Raw genomic sequence first — 15878 nt, 5'->3', positions numbered from 1 at the left:
TTCGACGAGACCGTGAACCTCCTGCGGGCCCACGCCTTCACCGCTGGACTCCGGTGAAGGCGGACCCCGGTCGGCCCGCCCCCTCGCGAGGCCGGGCGGGCCGACCGGTTGCCGCTGCCCCGCTACGGTGGTCCTGTGCGAGGGCCCCTGCACGTGAGCGCGCGGAGGGTCAGTCGCCCAGGACGGCGATCCGGCCGGTGGTGAGTCCGGCGGCGACGCGATGGACGGCGTCCGCCGCGCCGGCCAGCGGCACGCGGGCGCTCACCAGGGGCCGGACGGCGCCCCGCTCGGCGAGCCTGGTGAGCTCGTCGTGGGCGGTGCGGACGGCGCGCGGGTCGTGGGTGTTGTAGAGGCCCCAGTGCAGGCCGAGGATCGAGTAGTTCTTCACCAGGGCGTGGTTGAGCGCCGGGGTGGGGATCCGCCCGCCGGCGAAGCCGACCACCACGATCCGGCCCTCGAAGGCGACGCACCTGGCGGAGCCGGTGTAGGCCTCGCCGCCGACCGGGTCGAAGACCACGTCGGCGCCGCGCCCGTCGGTGGCCTCCTTGACGGCGGCGACGAAGTCCCGCTCCCGGCGGTCCACCACCAGGTCGGCGCCGAGTGCCCGCGCGGCCCGCGCCTTCGACGGCCCGCCGACCACGGCGATCACCCGCGCACCGGCGGCCCGGCCGAGTTGGACCGCTGCGCTGCCGACCCCGCCGGCCGCCGCGTGCACCAGCAGGGTCTCGCCGGCCCGCAGCCGGGCCCGGCGGTGCAGCCCGAACCAGGCGGTCTGGTGGCCGATGTGCAGGGCGGCCGCCTCGGCGTCGTCCAGCGCCTCGGGCGCCGGGAACGCGGCGTCGGCGTCCAGCAGCGCGTACTCGGCGAAGGCGCCGTGCGGCAGCACCGGGTTGCCGATCAGCCGCTCGCCCCGCCGGGCGCCGTCCACCACCTCGCCGCACAGCTCCACGCCGGGCGTGAACGGCAGCGGCGGGCGGACCTGGTACTGCCCGCGCACCATCAGCGCGTCCGGGAAGTTGACGGCCGCCGCCCGCACCCGGACCAGCAGCTGCCCCGGCCCTGGCACCGGCCGCGCGACGTCCTCGGCCAGCCGCATCACCTCGGCGGGCTCGCCGAGTTCGGCCACCTGCCAGGCCCTCACAGCACTTCGCTCCTCTCCAGCCCCTGCTGGAGCCGGTTCATCCCGGCGAGCCAGCGGTCCGGCTCGGTGGCCCGGACGCGGCAGTAGTCGGCGACCTCGGGGTGCGGCAGCAGCAGGAAGCGCTCCGCGCGCATCCCGTCCAGCGCCGCCTCGGCGACATCCGCCGGGTCGAGCGCGGTGGGGGCGAGCAGCGCCTCGCCGACCGCGCCGGTGGAGGCGAGCAGGTCGGTGCGCACGCCCTGCGGGCAGAGCGCGTGCACCCGCACGCCCCGGTGGCGGTAGGTCGCGGAGAGCCACTCGGCGAAGGCCAGTGCACCGTGCTTGGTGACGGAGTACGGGGCGGAGCCCAGCATGGTGAGCAGCCCGGCGGCGGAGACGGTGGCCAGGAAGCGGCCCTCGCCGCGCTCCAGCCAGCGGGGGAGCAGCAGGTCGGCGGCCCGGACGTGGGCCATGACGTTGACCTCCCAGGCGCCCGCCCAGGCCGCGGCGGGCGCGTCGGTCCCGCCGGCCGGGGCGACGCCCGCGTTGGCGCACCACACGTCGATCTCGTCCAGTTCGGCGCGGGCTCGCCCGACCAGCTCGGCCAGGCCCTCGGCGGAGGCCGCGTCCCCGGGCAGGGCGGTGCCCGCGCACTCCTTCGCCACGGCGCGGGCGGCCTCGGCGTCCAGGTCGTTGACCACCACTCGGGCGCCGGCCGCGGCGAAGGACCGGGCCAGCGCGGCGCCGATGCCCCGGCCGCCGCCGGTCACCACCACGCCCCGGCCGGCGAACTCCTGGCCGTCCGGCGCCTGGTTGTCCGGCGCCTGGCCGTTCGGCGTCTGGCCGTTCGGCGTGGGGCCGTCGAGTGCCCCGGTGGTCACATGCCACCGCCGAGGGTGACCCCACCGTCCAGGACCAGGGTCTGGCCGGTGATCCAGTCGGCGTCCGGGGAGAGCAGGAAGGCGACGGCGCCGGCGACGTCCTCGGGGACGCCGAGGCGGCCCAGCGGGTAGGCCTTGGCGACCTTCTCCTCGCGGCCCTCGTACAGCGCTTCGGCGAACTTGGTCTTGACCACGGCGGGGGCGACGGCGTTGACCCGGACGCCCTGGGGGCCCAGCTCGGCGGCGAGTTCGGTGGTGAGCCGGATCAGTGCGGCCTTGCTGACGCCATACATGCCGATGCCGAGTGAGGCGCGGATGCCGGTGATCGAGGCGACGTTGACGATCGAGCCGCCGTGCTCGCCCATCCACGCGGCGTGCGCGCGGCGGGTCCAGGCCAGCGGGGCGAGCACGTTGACGGCGAGGATCTTCGCGGCGGCGCCCTCGTCGGTGTCCAGGATCGGCCCGAGGACAGGGTTGATGCCGGTGTTGTTGACCAGGTGGTCGAGCCGGCCGAAGGTCTCCAGGGTGCGGGTGATCGCCTCCTCCTGGTGCGCGGGGTTGTCGGCCTTGCCCGCGACGGCGATCGCGTTCTCCGGGCCGCCCAGGTCGCGGACGGCCTCGGCCAGCGGCTCGGGGTTGCGGGCGGTGAGGCAGACCTTGGCCCCGCGGTCGACCAGCTCGCGCGCGATGCCGAGGCCGATGCCCCGGCTCGATCCGGTGACGATGGCCACCCGGCCCTTGAAGGAGTGCACCACGGAGCGTCCTGCCTTTCGTGCGGGAACCTGCGGGAACGTGCGGGGATCTGCTGCGATCTGCGGGGTCTGCTGGGAATCCGCGGGGCCCCGGGGGAATCCGCCAGCTGCTGACTAAGCGCTTGCTCAGCATGCTGTCGGTGCGGGAGCCTGTCAACAGTCCGTCGGACGCCCGCTCCCGCCCGAGGGGGACGACCGGCGGGAAAGCCTGTACGAGTTCTCTGGGAGGATGGCGCCATGACCAGCACCCCGCTCGCCGACCTGTGGCCGACCCTGCCCGGTGCCGACGTCCGCCCCGAAGCGGCGTACCGGCTGCTCCAGGCCGCCGTCGAGTCGTTCGCGGAGCGCGGCTTCCACGCCACCACGACCCGGGACATCGCCACCGCGGCGGGGATGAGCCCGGCGGCGCTGTACATCCACTACCAGTCGAAGGCCGCGCTGCTGGCCGAGATCAGCCGGGCCGGCCATGCCGCCACGCTCACCCTGGTCCGGGACGCGGCGGCCGGCCCGGGCGGCCCGGCCGAGCGGATGCGGCAGCTGGTCGAGCGGTTCACCGCCTGGCACGCCCGGGGCCGGACGGTCGGCCGGGTGGTCAACTACGAGCTGCACGCGCTGCCCGAGGATGCCTACGCGGTGGTCGCCGCGCTGCGGCTGGACATCGAGCGGGAGGTCAGCGCGCTGATCGAGGCGGGCGTGGCGGCGGGGGAGTTCCAGGTGGCGGAGGTGCGGACGGCGGCCCGCGCGGTCACCTCGCTGGGCATCGACGTCTCCCGCTGGTACACCGGCAACTCCACCGAGGCGCCGGAGGAGCTCGGGCGCCGCTACGGGGAGTTGGTGCTGCGGATGCTCGGCGCCCGGGTCTGAGGGTCGGCAGCCCTGCGGGCCGCCCCGGGGCCCCGGGCCCCTTGACCCGCTCCGGCGAGGCGAGCAGACTTGTATACGAAGTATGTTTTTCCCGTACGTGTGCCTCGTAAATGTACGGACAAACCGAGGGCGCCCGCCACGACCGATCGTGGCGGGCGCCCTGGCTGTCGGGCACGGTGGCTGTCGGGCACGGTGGCTTCGGGGCCTCCTACGGAGTTTCAGGCGGTGGCCAGGCAGAACTGCACCAGCCCTGCGTCCACGTCGAGGACGATCTGCTCCATCTCCGCCCACCGGGGGTGGAACTCGGTGCCCCACTCGACGGTGAAGCCCAGTACCTTGCCCTGGTCCGGGTCGGCGAAGGCGCGGGAGTAGACGTAGTCGTCGCTGGTTCCGCTGGTCGGGTACAGGTGGAACCCGCTCATCGGCTTGTACGCCAGGCCGCGTACGCCGTTGACGCCCTTGCAGAACGCCTCGGCGAGCAGCACGGCGGCGTCCTCGTCGCCCTTGGGGATGTACTCGGCGTACGTGAGGTCGCCGGGCAGGCCGCGCTTGCCGTCGTAGTCGGAGTTGCGGAAGTTCATGTCGGGGTCGACCGACTGGTTCTCGTCGTCGCCCCAGTTGTAGAGCATGTCCTGTGAGTAGCTGTGCACGTCGACGAACCACCGGGTCAGCGGGAACTGGTCCAGCAGCCACTGGACGTTGCGGGTCTCCGGTTCGGAGAACGCGCTCGGGCCGGCGTAGACCTGCTGGTCGCACGGGTCGTTCGACACCTGGGGATTGGCACCCGGGGCGAAGGCGGTGACGAAGTCGAAGAGGAAGTCGTAGTTGCGGTTGAGGTCGACGCCCACGCAGTCCGGGGCCGGGTTGCCGCCGGCGTTCGCCGGGTTGCGGTTCTTGCGCCACATGGGCCTGACGGTCTGGCTGTAGTGCCGGCCGTCGGGGTTGACCAGCGGATAGAACACCAGGTCCAGCCGCTGGAGCAGGCCGCTGACCTGACCGGCGGTGAAGGCGGTGCCGCCGTAGCCGAGGCCGGTGCCGTCCCGGTGGGCCTCCAGCAGGTCGGCGGCGAGGTGGATGAGGATCTCGCAGCTGCCCCATTCGCGGGCGTGGACGCCCCCGATCATCATGACGCACGGTTTGGGGGCCGGCGCGGGTTCGCTGATCAGCAGGGCGTGGGCGGTGCGGCCCTCGAACGAGGGCTCGGGCAGGGTGAGGAGTTGGGTCAGGTCGGGGAAGGCGGTGGCCAGGCTGGTCACGGCGGACTCGACCTCGGTGACGTTCAGATACGGCATGGCGGGCCTCCCGGGTCAGCCGGAGAGCTTGGTGGCCAGGCCGCGCGGGACGGCGTCGGCGGGGGCGAAGCGGTCGCCGCTGCCGACCTCGGACTGGGCGGCGCGCCCGGCCTCGCTGGCGTTGCCGATCAGGGTGACCGTGACGCCCTCGCGTTCGAGGGTCGGGATCCGGTCGGCCGGGGCGTAGACGTCGATGCCGACGCGGCCGTCCTCCTCGACGCGCGGGCGTCCGCCGACGTCGGGGCGGGTGTCGCGCAGCAGTGCGCGCAGGGTCTCCGGGTCCCTGGCGGTGACGCGGAGGCGCAGGATGTCATCCGGGGGTGGTGTGTCGGGTACGGAGGACATGAGGGCTTCTTCCGGGCGCCGTCAGCGGGCTGCCGGTGGCGCCGATTCGAGCGGATATGTCCGACGTGTACCTCGTATCCTCAGGATGCGTCGCCGCCGTAGAAGCCGTCAAGGGGCGGCTCGGGCATCCCGTCGAGCAGGCTGTCCAGGCCGCTCAGCATCTCGGCCTCGTCGTCGAAGTCGGCGAACCGGGGCACCAGGGCGCGCAGCCGGGGGTAGTCCGTGGCGGACAGCCGGTGCAGGCCGAGCCGCAGCGCGGGGTCCGGCTCGCTCGGGTTGTCGACCACCTGGCGCTTGTCCACCAGCATGCAGCCGAGGTTCCAGGCGACGAAGCTGCGGTAGACGGTCAGCGAGCCGGCGTCGTCGAAGCCGGCCCGGCCGAGCACGGCCAGGATGTGCTCGGTGAGGTCCAGCACCGAGGTCGGGCGCCGCGACACCGGGACGGCCAGCGGGCGGGTCGCGACCAGCGGCAGGATCTCGGGGTGGGCGTGCGCGGTGGCGGCGAACGCCCGGGCGATCCGGCGCAGTTCGGCGCGCCAGCCGTCATGGTGGGGGCCGCGGACGGAGCCGGCCCGCAGCCGGGCGTTGATCTCGTCGAAGTAGGCCTCGACCAGGCCGTCGATCAGTGCCTCCTTGCCCGGGGTGTAGCGGTACAGGGCCATCGACTCCACGCCGAGCTCGGTCGCCAGCCTGCGCATGGTCAGCGCGCCCAGGCCCTCGCGGTCGACGAGGGCCACGGCGGCGCCCAGCACCAGCGGGCGGCTCAGCCGCCCCCGCTTCTCGGAGGCGTCCTGCTCGGCCATCTCCGCACTCCTCCGGGTCGGTGCCGGTGTCGTCGGCCCGCGCCCCGGCCGCTCGGCCGGCTCGACGGGCCAGTCGCGACGCGGGGCCCGCTTCCGGGCCGGGTTTCGGCGGATGTCACTCAGCGGATACAGAACCAGGATACAAGGTATGAATCGGACGTAAATGGTTGAGCGGACTCCGGCGGCCGATTCGCCGATCCCGCTGGTCAGCCGACCCAGGGTGGGGTGGGGGCGGGGAGTGGTTGCGGCAACGGCGGTGGCGGGGCCGGTCGCGGTGGGTGACGTGGCTGGCGCGGGGGGGCGGGTGTTCGGTCGGGTGGGAGTCGGGTGGCGAGTGCGGTGAGCGGCGGTGGGCCCGGGGTGGGGCGGGGTGCGGCTGTGGCAACGGCGGTGGCGGGGCCGGTCGCGATGTGACGCCACTACGCGTGGAGAGAGGGTGCGTTCAGTCGAGCAGCAGCCGGACGGCGAGTGCGGCGACCAGTGCGGCGGAGCCGAGCGCGGTGAGCAGCCGGCCGCGCGGGCCGGTCAGGGCGCGGCCGAGCAGGGCGCCGCCGGAGGCCAGCAGCAGCTGCCAGCAGGCGGAGGCGGCGAAGGCGCCGAGGGTGAAGGCCGCCCGGGCCGGGACGCCGCCCTGGCTGCCGCCGCCGAGGACCAGCGCGGCGAAGTAGAGCACGGTGAGCGGGTTCAGCAGGGTGATGCCCAGCAGTGTCAGGAACGCCCGGGCGGGGGAGGGCGGTTGTGCCCGCGGTCCGTCGTCGGCGGTGTCGGGGCGGCTGCGCAGTGCCGTGACGGCCGTCCGGGCGGCGAGGGCCAGCAGTACCAGGGCGGAGACGAGCCGCAGTGGCCGGGCGACCGGTTCGAGCAGCGGCGCGAGGCCGGCGCCGCCGGCTGCCGCGAGCAGCGCGTACAGCCCGTCCGCGGTGGCCACGCCGAGGGCGGCGCAGGCGCCGGTGCGCAGCGAGGTGCGTGCGGTGAGCGACACCAGGTAGGCCCCGACGGCCCCCACCGGGACGGCCACGCCGAGCCCGGCGAGCAGCCCTGCGGCCAGCGCGGCCCTCACGCGCGTGCGGCGCCGGGCCTCCGGGGACGGCGGGGCTGCTGCTGGACCGGGGCGGTGACCGGGAGCGTGGCGGGGCGGGTGGCGGCGGGTGCGGACAGCGGACGGGCGGGGGAGTCGGTCATGGGCCGATGGTGGCGGCCCGGCCGCGGGTGCGGCAAACGGTTTTCCGGGTGCCCGGGATAGCGTGGGGCCGACCCCGTGATCGCCGTTCCGAAGAGACCGGAGGAGAGCAGATGGACAGTCAGAACGACCAGGTGCGAGCGCTGTTGGTGGAGGTCTGGGCCTCGTGGGCGGAGCGGGGCGCCGCCCTGGCCGCGGAGGACTGGGAGCGGTCCACCCGGCTGCCCGGGTGGACCGTACGGGAGCTGTTCGCGCACGTGGCGCCGGTGCCGGAGATGTTCGCCGGGCTGCGCGCGGCCGTCCTGGACGCGCCGGCCGAGGTGGTGGACGGGGCCGGCATCCTGCGCGCCTACAACCGTCCTGGCGGCATCGCCCACACCGCCGCCGAGCAGGTCGCCGAGGCGGCGAAGCAGTCCGCCGAGGCGGCCGAACCCGCCGTGCTGATCGCCCGGTTGGGCGTCGAGGGCCCCGCCGCGCTGGACGGCATCGCGGACCTGTCGCCGGGCACCACGGTGGCGCACCCGCTGCTCGGCAGCGTGACGGTCGGCGCGCTCGGCGAGGTGGCGCTGATGGAGGCGACCGTCCATCTGCTCGACCTGGTCGCAGCCGTCGGCGGCCCGCTGCCCGCCGAGGAGGCGCTGGACTTCACCCGCGCGCTGCTGGCGCGGGTCGCCGACCCGGTGGCCTTCATCGAGGCGGCGACCGGCCGCGGTGCGCGGGCGGTGCTGCCGGTCGTCCGGTGAGGGTGAGGCGTACACGTCTCATGTCATGAGCCTTTCAAAGGCGCGGGCTTGCTGTCACGCTGCTGCTCCCGGCCCGCTCCCCACGAGAGGCTCCGATGAGAAGAATCCTGCCTGCCCTGACCGGCGCCGCCCTGTTCGCGGCCGTCGGCCTCGCGGCGCTCGCCACCCCCAATGTGGCGAGCGCCGCGGACTGCACACCCGCCCAGGTGGTGGCCAACGGCGGTTTCGAGTCCGGCGGTTCGTCCTGGACGGCGCCGAGCGGCGCGATCACCGCGGACAGCGGCCAGAGCGCGCACTCCGGCAGCTCCTACGCCTGGCTCGACGGCTACGGCTCCAGCCACAGCGACACCCTCTCGCAGTCCGTCACCCTCCCCGCCGGGTGCGGCACCGCGACGCTCGGGTTCTGGCTGCACGTCGACACCGCCGAGACCACCGGCAGCACCGCCTACGACAGGCTCACCGTCAAACTCGGCTCCACCACGCTGGCGACCTACTCCAACCTGGACGCCCGCAGCGGGTACGTGCACAAGACCCTCGACGTCTCCGCCTTCGCGGGCCAGAGCGCGACGCTCTCCTTCACCGGCGTCGAGGACGCCGGCCTGCAGACCAGCTTCGTGCTGGACGACGTCACCCTGGACGCCTCCGGCGGCGGCACCCCGCCCCAGCCCGGTGACCCGACCCGCACCCCGGTCTCGCCGGCGTACACCGTCGCGCTCACCAGCGATGCCTCCGGCGGCAGTTGGACCGGGCACGAGAGCGTGAGCTTCAGCAACGCCTCGTCCTCGCCGCTGAACGAGGTGTACCTGCGGCTGTGGGACAACGCCCACGGCAGCTGCCCCAGCACCCCGATCACGGTGACCAACGTGACCGGCGGCACGCCCTCCCCGCTCACGGTGAACTGCACCGCGCTCAAGATCACCCTGCCGGCGCCGCTCGCGCAGGGCCAGAGCGGCACCGTCGGCTTCGACCTCGGCATCACCGTGCCGAGCGGCGCGGACCGCTTCGGCCACGACGGCGCGTACAACTTCCTCGGCAACGCCCTGCCCGTCCTGGCGGTACGGGACGCGACCGGCTGGCACCTCGACCCGTACACCGACAACGGCGAGTCCTTCTACTCGGTGGCCTCGGACTTCACCGTCACCCTGGACCACCCGACCGGCCTGCTGGTGCCCGCGACCGGCACCTCGGTGGACACCCCCGGCGCGGCCGGACGGACCGTCACCAAGGCGACCGCGAGCAAGGTCCGCGACTTCGCCTGGGGCGCCGGACCGTTCACCAGGATCTCCGGCACTTCCGCGGCCGGGGTGAAGGTCAACGTCTACTCGGTGGCGGGGATCAGCTCCTCCGACTCCGCGTCGATGCTCTCCACCGCGACCTCGGCGGTCGACGCCCACGCCCAGCGCTTCGGCGCCTACCCGTACGGCGAACTGGACGCGGTGATCGACAACAACTTCTGGTTCGGCGGCATGGAGTACCCGGGCTTCGTCCTCGACCTGGTCAGCACCACGGCGCTGACCCACGAGATCGGCCACCAGTGGTGGTACGGCATCGTGGGCGACGACGAATACAACGGCCCCTGGCTGGACGAGGCCTTCACCGACTACGCCACCGACCTCGCCCTCGGCAAGACCGGCAACAACTGCTGGAACAGCGTCTCCTGGGCCTCCTCGGCGGAGCGGATCACCAACTCGATGGCGTACTGGGACGCCAACTCCTCGCGCTACTCCACGGTCGTCTACGGCTACGGCAAGTGCGCCCTGCACGACCTGCGCCGGACGATCGGCGACACCGCGATGACCACGCTGCTGCGGAACTACGCGCAGGCGCACTGGTACGGCGTCTCCACCACCGCGGAGTTCAAGGCCGCGGCCCAGGCCGCCACCACCGTGGACCTGACCTCCTTCTGGAGCCAGCACCGCATCGACGGCTGAGCGGCCCGCCACCCCTGGCGGCGCCCCCGGTCCCGGCCGGGGGCGCCGCCCCCTGACGCTCCCTCGGCGCCCCTTGACGCCACCCGGCCCCCCGGAGGACGCTGTACGCATACGACATAAGCGTGTGCCGTATGCGGACAGTCGAAAGCACACGACCCAGAGTCGCGAGCTCCCGGCGCGGACCCGACCGCTGGAGCGATCATGTCGACCAACCACTACGTGGCGCTGCCGGACAGCTCCCGCGTTCCGCTCGACGGAGCGCGGGCCATCGGACCGGCCCACCCCCAGACACCCCTGACCGTCACCGTCTACCTGCGCCGCGACCCCGCCGCGCAGCCGCGGCCGGACGTCTACGAGCTGGCGCTCCAGGCGCCGACCCGGCGCGTCCTGCCCACCGACGACCAGTACGCCGCCACCCACCGGTGGCTGGACACCGACCTCAAGGCGGTCGAGGCCTTCGCCGCCGAGCACGGCCTCAAGGTCGAGAACCCGAACCCGTTGGCCCGCAGCGTCCAGCTGACCGGCACCACCCGGGACGTCTCGGACGCCTTCCAGGTGACCCTGGCCCGCTACCGCTACCAGGACGCCAAGGGCAATCCCCGCACCTACCGTGGCCGGGTGGGCCAGATCTTCGTCCCCGCGGAGCTGGACGGCATCGTCAGCCACGTCTTCGGCCTGGACGACCGGCCGATCGGCAGCCGCCTGCTGATCCGCCGGCCCGCCGACGCCGCCCCGGTGGCGCACACCGCCGCGACGCTCCGGCCGGGAGCCTTCCTCCCGCCGCAGCTCCAGGCGCCGTACGCCTACCCGGCCGGCACCGACGGGAGCGGGCAGTGCATCGCCGTCCTCGCCTTCAACGGCGAGACGCCGCCCGGCGTCCCGTCCGGCGGCTACTCGCTGGACGCGCTGAGGAACTACTTCGTCAACGTCCTCCACCAGGACATGCCGGACATCACCAACGTGGTGATCCCGGGCGTCGGCAGCCCCGGCAACGACCCGGGGCAGGACTCCGACTTCGAGACGGCCGACAGCAGCGGCGAGATCATGCTCGACCTGGCGGTCGTCGGCGCCCTCGCCCCCAAGGCGAAGATCGTCGTCTACTTCAGCCGGTTCACCGAACAGGGCTGGGTCGACCTGATCACCCGGATCGTCAACGACACCGAGAACCGGCCCGGTGTGATCTCCTGCAGCTACGGCAACGCCGAGGCCAGCCCGGGCAGCCGGTGGACGGTCGGGGCGATGAAGCGGGCGGACGACGCCTTCGCGGGCGCGGCCGAGAAGAACATCAGCGTCTGCTGCGCCTCGGGTGACGACGGCTCCCGCGACCAGGTCGACGACGAGCGCGCCCACGCCGACTTCCCCGCCTCCAGCCCGCACGTGCTCGGCGTCGGCGGCACCCGCCTGGTGGTCCGCCAGGGGCAGGTCGTCAGCGAGGTCTGCTGGGACGACGGCCCGGGCAGCCGGACGGGCGGCGGCATCAGCGCGGTCTTCCCGGTGCCCGCGTACCAGTCCGGCGTCGACGTGCCGCCGTCGGCCGACCCGCCGCACGCGCGCGGGCGCGGCGTGCCCGACGTGTCCGCGCTGGCCGACCCGCAGACCGGTGTGGTCGTCCCGAGCGTCGACGGCGTGCACTTCAACCAGATCGGCGGCACCAGCGCCTCCGCCCCGATGTGGGCCGCGCTGCTCGCCCGGATCAACCAGGGCCTGCCCGGCTCCGCCCAGGTCGGCTTCCTCGACCCGCTGCTGTACACGAAGTTCGCGACGGGCGTCCTGCGGGACATCACCCAGGGCAGCAACGGCGCGTACGCCTCAGGGCCCGACTGGGACGCGTGCACCGGCCTCGGCAGCCCCGGCGGCCAGGGGCTGTTGGACGGCCTCAAGGCGCTCTGACGCCGGACCTCCCCCGGCGCCGGGCCCCCGACTTCGGACGCACCCCGGCTCCGGACGTCGCCATCCGTCGGACCCCCGCCTCGGCGGTGGGGGTCCGACGGTCGGTGGATCAGCCCAGGGCGAGGGCGCGGAGGCGGTCGGCCGCGCCGTTGAAGTAGTTCTGGTCACCGGGGAAGGTGCCGGCGTCGGCGAACTGCCAGAAGGTCTGGTAGCCCCAGCCGTTCGGCAGGATGCCGACGGAGGAGGCGTAGCGGGCTATCCAGAGCGGGTTGGTGGTGCCGAAGCCGGCGTTGTTGCCGGTGCACTGGGTCCACCAGTTGGTGGTGGTGTAGATGGTGGGGTAGCGGCCGGTGCGGGAGTGCACGGTGTTGCTGAAGTCGCGGATCCAGTTGACCATGGCGCTCTGGCTGAGGCCGTAGCAGGTGGCGCCGTAGGGGTTGTACTCGATGTCCAGCGCGGGCGGCAGGGTCTTGCCGTCGGCGGACCAGCCGCCGCCGTGGCTGACGAAGTAGTTGGCCTGGGTGGCGCCGGAGGACGCGTTCGGCAGCGCGAAGTGGTAGGCGCCGCGGATCAGGCCGGCGTTGTACGAGCCGTTGTACTGCTGGGCGAAGGAGGGGTTGGTGTAGCCGGTGCCCTCGGTCGCCTTGACGTAGGCGAACTTGGCGCCGTTGGCGGCCACCGACGACCAGTTGACGTTGCCCTGGTAGCCGGAGACGTCCAGACCGGGGGTCTGGGTGGCGGCGAGGGAGGCGAACGGCGCGGCGGCGCCGCGGCCCTCGCGGGCGGCGACGGTGGAGCCGGCGAAGTCCTGCTCGGGGTGGAAGCCGGGGCGGCCTTCGGCCACGGGGGCGACAGGGGCGGGTTCGGCCGCGTACGCGGGGGCGGCCACACCGGCGACCAGGGCGGTCGCGGCGGCGAGGGCGGCCAGCGCGGGCAGGCGGCGGCGGGCCGGTCTGTCGGTGCCGGTGGGGCGGGCGGAGCGGGAAGAGCGGGGCATGAGCACTCCTCTGGTCCGAGCGTGGGGAAGGTCGAAATGACCCGGTACGGCCGGGGTCTGACCGGCCGTACCGCAGAGTAGCCATGTACCTGGCACCACCACCAGGCATCTTTTTTCACATAGTGAACGCATGTCAGATGTGTCCGGGCCCCATGACCGGCAACCGGCGTTGCCGGTCCTGCCCGTTTCCGGCGGCCCGGAACGCGCGCGGAGGTGGTGTCGGAGGCGGTGTCAGGCGCGGTGTCGGAGGCGGTGTCGGGCGCGGTGGCCGGGCCGACGGCGGGAGGCCCCCGGGGTCCTGGGGCGCGGCCGCCGCTGTGCGACGATGCCCGCGGGCCGGCCACCACGGGCGGCCCCGCACGCGAGGAGAGGACCCGCCATGCCCGAGACCGCCGCCGACGCCGCCCGTCCCGCCGGGGAGCCCGCGTTCCGGCCCGCCACGCCCGCCGACGTCCCGGCGCTGGTCGCGCTGGTCGAGTCCGCCTACCGGGGCGAGTCCAGCCGGGCCGGCTGGACCACCGAGGCCGACCTGCTGGACGGCCGGCGGACCAACCCGGAGGCCGTCACCGAGGCCCTGAGCCACCCCGACGGTCTGGTGCTGCTGACCGAGCTGGACGGCGAGCCGGTGGCCTGCTGCCAGCTGGAACGGCGTGGCGGGCTGGCCTACTTCGGCATGTTCTCGGTGCGTCCCGGGCTCCAGGGCGGCGGCATCGGACGGGCCGTGCTGGCCGAGGCGGAGCGGCTGGCCGCCGAGGAGTGGGGCGTCGGCGCGATGGAGATGACGGTGATCGAGCAGCGCGCCGACCTGATCGCCTGGTACGAGCGGCGCGGCTTCCGGCGCACCGGCGAGTTCAGCCCGTTCCCGTACGGCGACGAGCGCTTCGGCATCCCCCGGCGGCCGGACCTCCGGTTCGCCCACCTCGTCAAGGAGTTGAAGACTGGATCGTGAGTGGATGGATGTCCGTGTACGGAAGTTGGCGGCTGCGGCGGTGGTGAACCGGTGGCCGCGAAGGGAGTTGACGGCGGTCGGAAACGGCTCCCCCTCGGGGGAGGGTTCGGTTCCGCCGGAGTGGGTTTCCGCAGGTGACGTACCGTCAAGTCGGTGAGCTGGGGCGATGCGGGGATGTCATACCTCGTTCATTATTGGTCTAGGCCAATGTGAGAGGCTGGGCGCGAACGGCCACGTTCCGCCCGCTGCCCAGGGGGGCCATTTCCGCATGCCCGCACTCCATGGCACCGCCATGCCCGCACCCGACGCCGGTCCGCGCCGGACACCCGCGGACCCCGACGACAACCGACTGCCCGGCCCGCCCGACGACGAGGAGCTCTACTGGTACTTCGGCCCGCAGCGCCGCTGGGTGCTGCTCTGCGCCACCCTCTCCTACGCGGGAGCCACCGCCACGCTCGGCCTGTTCGCCCTCAGCAAGCCGCTGCTCTGGCCGTTCCTGGCGCTCACCCTGCTCAACGCGGCCACCTGGCTGCTCTCGCTCGCCGACGGCCAGCGCGCCCGGCGCTTCACCCGCGACTCGCACGACCTGCTGCTCCGGGCCTGGAACCCCGCCCGCGCCCCGAGCGTGGACCTGCTGCTGCCGACCGCCGGTGAACCACTGGCCGTCCTGGACAACGCCTACCGGCACACCGCGGCCGTCCGGTGGCCCGGCGAACTGACCGTCCTGGTCCTCGACGACGCCGACCGACCCGAGGTCCGCGAACTCGCCGAGTCCTACGGCTTCCAGTACCGCGCCCGCCCCGACCGGGGCCGGTTCAAGAAGGCCGGCAACCTCAACCACGGCCTCGCCGAGGGCGCCGGCGAGATCGTCGCCGTCCTGGACGCCGACTTCTGCCCCCGCCCCGACTTCCTGCACCACCTGGTGCCCTACCTCGACAACCCCGGGGTCGGCATCGTGCAGAGCCCGCAGTGCTTCGACACGGACGCCGACATGTCCTGGCTCGAACGCGCCGCGGGAGCCACCCAGGAGATCTTCTACCGCTGGATCCAGCCCTCCCGGGACGCGCAGGACGGCACCGTCTGCTGCGGCACCAACGCCCTCTACCGCCGCGCCGCACTCGAGCGGATCGGCGGCTTCGCCGAGATCGACCACAGCGAGGACCTCTACACCGGCCTCGCCCTCGCCCGCGCCGGATGGGCCACCCGCTACGTCCCCGCGCTGGTCGCCAAGGGCATGTCGCCCACCGGCCTGCCCGCCTTCATCAGCCAGCAGTACCGCTGGTGCCTCGGCTCCCTGGCCCTGGTCCGCGACCCGGACTTCCGCCGGGGGCCGCTCTCCCGATCCGCCCGGCTCTGCTTCTGGAACGGCATCCTCGGCTACGTCACCAGCGCGGTGAACGTCTTCGCCGTGCCGCTGCCCGCCCTGATCATGCTGTTCTTCCGGCCCGAGGAGATCCGGCCCTGGCAGGTGCTGCCGTTCCTGCCGCCGATCTGGGTCGCCCTGGTGCTGCTGCCCGCGATGTCCCGCACCCGCTGGCGCTTCGAAGTCACCCGGGTCCAACTCCTCGGCGGGCTCTGCCACGTGGTCGCCATCGCGCACGCGCTGCGCCGCCGCTCCGCCGACTGGGTCCCCACCGGTGCCGTGTCCGGCGGCAGTTCGCTCGCCCGCGCCGTCGCCCGGATCGGGGTCGGCTGGCTCGGGCTCGTCGTCCTCGCCGGCGCCGCCGGACTGGTCCGGGCCGCGCTGCTGTACGGCTGGCGGCCGTACTGGGCGCTCGCCGGACTGCTCGCGCTCACCGCGTACACCATGGTCCCGCTGATCCGGGAGCTGTGGCCGCTGCTGAACGGGACCGGCGGCAAGGGCGCGCCCGTCGGGGAGGTCGCCGCACCCGCACCGGGCCGCTCCGACCTCCGGTTCGGACGGGCCGAGGCCGTCGCCGTCACCGCCGTGCTGCTGCTGTGCGGGCTGCTGGCCTCCGGCTGGGCCGACCCGCTGATCTTCTGACTCACCATCAGGAGCGCCGTACCGCTCGATCGTTGCGTTTCCTTGCGCGTCGCCCCACCGGCGCGGACACCGCCCGGCCGCCCCATCGGCCCGGCGGCCCGACAACCGCTGCCAGCCCTGCAAGGA

General features: G+C 73.8%; 15 protein-coding genes. 6 read left to right on the top strand and 9 right to left on the bottom strand.

What is annotated here, in order from left to right:
* Positions 1-169: 169 nt before the first annotated feature.
* The 3 genes from ACZ5OX_RS16395 to ACZ5OX_RS16385 all read right to left on the bottom strand — a co-directional run bounded on the left by ACZ5OX_RS16395 (position 170) and on the right by ACZ5OX_RS16385 (position 2756).
* On the bottom strand, positions 170-1141 hold the full coding sequence (locus ACZ5OX_RS16395; RefSeq protein ID WP_465630446.1) for an NADPH:quinone oxidoreductase family protein: 972 nt from the start codon (positions 1139-1141) through the stop codon (positions 170-172).
* Entirely contained in the window at positions 1138-1896 is a 759-nt protein-coding gene (locus ACZ5OX_RS16390; RefSeq protein WP_465630873.1) for an SDR family oxidoreductase, read from the bottom strand. Before ACZ5OX_RS16390 ends, ACZ5OX_RS16395 begins: the two co-directional genes overlap by 4 nt.
* Before the next feature lie 101 nt (positions 1897-1997).
* Positions 1998-2756 carry an SDR family oxidoreductase gene (locus tag ACZ5OX_RS16385; protein WP_465630445.1) on the bottom strand — a complete coding sequence of 253 codons (759 nt, stop codon included), beginning with the start codon at positions 2754-2756 and terminating at the stop codon, positions 1998-2000.
* A 234-nt stretch (positions 2757-2990) separates the two neighbouring features.
* On the opposite strand from ACZ5OX_RS16385, the gene ACZ5OX_RS16380 reads away from it, so the two are divergent.
* Positions 2991-3617, top strand: a complete 627-nt coding sequence (locus ACZ5OX_RS16380; RefSeq protein WP_465630444.1) for a TetR/AcrR family transcriptional regulator — start codon at positions 2991-2993, stop codon at positions 3615-3617.
* A gap of 218 nt (positions 3618-3835) precedes the next feature.
* Here the strand turns inward: ACZ5OX_RS16380 and ACZ5OX_RS16375 are convergent, their stop codons facing one another.
* The 5 genes from ACZ5OX_RS16375 to ACZ5OX_RS16355 all read right to left on the bottom strand — a co-directional run bounded on the left by ACZ5OX_RS16375 (position 3836) and on the right by ACZ5OX_RS16355 (position 7239).
* Positions 3836-4909, bottom strand: a complete 1074-nt coding sequence (locus ACZ5OX_RS16375) for a M14 family metallopeptidase (protein ID WP_465630443.1) — start codon at positions 4907-4909, stop codon at positions 3836-3838.
* 15 nt (positions 4910-4924) lie between these two features.
* Entirely contained in the window at positions 4925-5254 is a 330-nt protein-coding gene (locus ACZ5OX_RS16370; RefSeq protein WP_465630442.1) for a hypothetical protein, read from the bottom strand.
* Positions 5255-5334: 80 nt separating this feature from the next.
* Positions 5335-6057 carry a TetR/AcrR family transcriptional regulator gene (locus tag ACZ5OX_RS16365; protein WP_465630441.1) on the bottom strand — a complete coding sequence of 241 codons (723 nt, stop codon included), beginning with the start codon at positions 6055-6057 and terminating at the stop codon, positions 5335-5337.
* A 442-nt stretch (positions 6058-6499) separates the two neighbouring features.
* The gene (locus ACZ5OX_RS16360) at positions 6500-7117 is read right to left on the bottom strand and encodes a LysE family transporter (protein WP_465630440.1); all 618 of its coding nucleotides are present in this window, start codon (positions 7115-7117) and stop codon (positions 6500-6502) included.
* On the bottom strand, positions 7114-7239 hold the full coding sequence (locus ACZ5OX_RS16355; RefSeq protein ID WP_465630439.1) for a hypothetical protein: 126 nt from the start codon (positions 7237-7239) through the stop codon (positions 7114-7116). Before ACZ5OX_RS16355 ends, ACZ5OX_RS16360 begins: the two co-directional genes overlap by 4 nt.
* Before the next feature lie 111 nt (positions 7240-7350).
* On the opposite strand from ACZ5OX_RS16355, the gene ACZ5OX_RS16350 reads away from it, so the two are divergent.
* From ACZ5OX_RS16350 to ACZ5OX_RS16340, 3 genes are all read left to right on the top strand, one after another.
* The gene (locus tag ACZ5OX_RS16350; RefSeq protein ID WP_465630438.1) at positions 7351-7980 is read left to right on the top strand and encodes a maleylpyruvate isomerase N-terminal domain-containing protein; all 630 of its coding nucleotides are present in this window, start codon (positions 7351-7353) and stop codon (positions 7978-7980) included.
* 95 nt (positions 7981-8075) lie between these two features.
* Positions 8076-9911: a M1 family metallopeptidase gene (locus ACZ5OX_RS16345; RefSeq protein ID WP_465630437.1), complete on the top strand. Its 1836-nt coding sequence runs from the start codon at positions 8076-8078 to the stop codon at positions 9909-9911.
* A gap of 201 nt (positions 9912-10112) precedes the next feature.
* Positions 10113-11801 carry a S53 family peptidase gene (locus tag ACZ5OX_RS16340; RefSeq protein WP_465630436.1) on the top strand — a complete coding sequence of 563 codons (1689 nt, stop codon included), beginning with the start codon at positions 10113-10115 and terminating at the stop codon, positions 11799-11801.
* Between the two features lie 109 nt (positions 11802-11910).
* Here the strand turns inward: ACZ5OX_RS16340 and ACZ5OX_RS16335 are convergent, their stop codons facing one another.
* On the bottom strand, positions 11911-12798 hold the full coding sequence (locus ACZ5OX_RS16335) for a lysozyme (protein ID WP_465630435.1): 888 nt from the start codon (positions 12796-12798) through the stop codon (positions 11911-11913).
* Between the two features lie 379 nt (positions 12799-13177).
* On the opposite strand from ACZ5OX_RS16335, the gene ACZ5OX_RS16330 reads away from it, so the two are divergent.
* Both ACZ5OX_RS16330 and ACZ5OX_RS16325 read left to right on the top strand, forming a co-directional pair.
* Positions 13178-13747, top strand: coding sequence for a GNAT family N-acetyltransferase (locus ACZ5OX_RS16330; protein WP_465630434.1), 570 nt, complete (start codon positions 13178-13180; stop codon positions 13745-13747).
* A 268-nt stretch (positions 13748-14015) separates the two neighbouring features.
* Positions 14016-15752, top strand: coding sequence for a glycosyltransferase family 2 protein (locus ACZ5OX_RS16325; RefSeq protein ID WP_465630433.1), 1737 nt, complete (start codon positions 14016-14018; stop codon positions 15750-15752).
* Positions 15753-15878 lie beyond the last annotated feature (126 nt).

This window comes from Kitasatospora sp. NPDC032121 (assembly GCF_055580145.1).
This window is presented reverse-complemented; position numbering and strand designations above follow the sequence as displayed.

What these genes read in the sequence shown, in the direction of transcription:
- ACZ5OX_RS16380 (WP_465630444.1), top strand. Translation starts at nt 2,991, where the DNA reads ATGACCAGCACCCCGCTCGCCGACCTGTGGCCGACCCTGCCCGGTGCC.
- ACZ5OX_RS16375 (WP_465630443.1), bottom strand. Translation starts at nt 4,909, where the DNA reads ATGCCGTATCTGAACGTCACCGAGGTCGAGTCCGCCGTGACCAGCCTG.
- ACZ5OX_RS16370 (WP_465630442.1), bottom strand. Translation starts at nt 5,254, where the DNA reads ATGTCCTCCGTACCCGACACACCACCCCCGGATGACATCCTGCGCCTC.
- ACZ5OX_RS16365 (WP_465630441.1), bottom strand. Translation starts at nt 6,057, where the DNA reads ATGGCCGAGCAGGACGCCTCCGAGAAGCGGGGGCGGCTGAGCCGCCCG.
- ACZ5OX_RS16355 (WP_465630439.1), bottom strand. Translation starts at nt 7,239, where the DNA reads ATGACCGACTCCCCCGCCCGTCCGCTGTCCGCACCCGCCGCCACCCGC.
- ACZ5OX_RS16350 (WP_465630438.1), top strand. Translation starts at nt 7,351, where the DNA reads ATGGACAGTCAGAACGACCAGGTGCGAGCGCTGTTGGTGGAGGTCTGG.
- ACZ5OX_RS16345 (WP_465630437.1), top strand. Translation starts at nt 8,076, where the DNA reads ATGAGAAGAATCCTGCCTGCCCTGACCGGCGCCGCCCTGTTCGCGGCC.
- ACZ5OX_RS16340 (WP_465630436.1), top strand. Translation starts at nt 10,113, where the DNA reads ATGTCGACCAACCACTACGTGGCGCTGCCGGACAGCTCCCGCGTTCCG.
- ACZ5OX_RS16335 (WP_465630435.1), bottom strand. Translation starts at nt 12,798, where the DNA reads ATGCCCCGCTCTTCCCGCTCCGCCCGCCCCACCGGCACCGACAGACCG.
- ACZ5OX_RS16330 (WP_465630434.1), top strand. Translation starts at nt 13,178, where the DNA reads ATGCCCGAGACCGCCGCCGACGCCGCCCGTCCCGCCGGGGAGCCCGCG.
- ACZ5OX_RS16325 (WP_465630433.1), top strand. Translation starts at nt 14,016, where the DNA reads ATGCCCGCACTCCATGGCACCGCCATGCCCGCACCCGACGCCGGTCCG.